A 542-nucleotide genomic window follows, 5' to 3' on the forward strand; every position below is an offset into this window, starting at 1 on the left:
CCGGGCGATTGCGCTGGACATGGAAAGCGCCACCATTGCCGCCAACGGGTTTCGCTTTCGCGTGCCCTATGGCACGCTGCTGTGCGTGAGCGACAAACCGCTGCACGGCGAGATCAAGCTGCCCGGCATGGCCAATCACTTTTACCGCGAACGCGTAGACCAGCATTTACGCATCGGCATACGCGCGGTCGAACTGCTGCGCGCCGAGGGCAGCAGCCAGCTGCACAGCCGCAAGCTGCGCAGCTTTTCGGAAGTGGCGTTCCAGTAAAGCCCTGGGCTATTTCCTTTTGCTATTTTTTAAAGCGGCAGCGCCCCGGTTTTATTGGCGGAATATGAAGCACAAGTTTTTATTTCGCCTGCTTTTCCGGCTTGGGGCCTTGTTGATGGGAGCGGGTTTGCTGTTTCAGCCAGCCCTTGCGGACACGGAAAATACGGCGACGGTAAGGATAGGCGTGCTGGCCTATAAAGGCGCCGAGGCGGTGCAGGAGGACTGGTCCCATGTCAGGAACTGGCTTGAAACCAGCATTGCGGGCCACCATTTC

At 58.5% G+C, this 542-nt stretch carries 1 protein-coding gene and 1 pseudogene; one reads left to right on the top strand and one right to left on the bottom strand.

All coding sequences use genetic code 11. The annotated features are described in order from the left end of the window. A pseudogene (locus tag ABW22_RS16360) lies at positions 1 to 268 on the top strand (hypothetical protein); the annotation flags it as partial. A 79-nt stretch (positions 269 to 347) separates the two neighbouring features. Here the strand turns inward: ABW22_RS16360 and ABW22_RS17550 are convergent. Then, positions 348 to 542: hypothetical protein (locus tag ABW22_RS17550; RefSeq protein WP_162264502.1), on the bottom strand; the 195-nt coding region annotated here is incomplete at its 5' end.

This window comes from Thiobacillus denitrificans, from assembly GCF_001530125.1.
In the GTDB taxonomy this organism is placed as follows: domain Bacteria; phylum Pseudomonadota; class Gammaproteobacteria; order Burkholderiales; family Thiobacillaceae; genus Thiobacillus; species Thiobacillus denitrificans_C.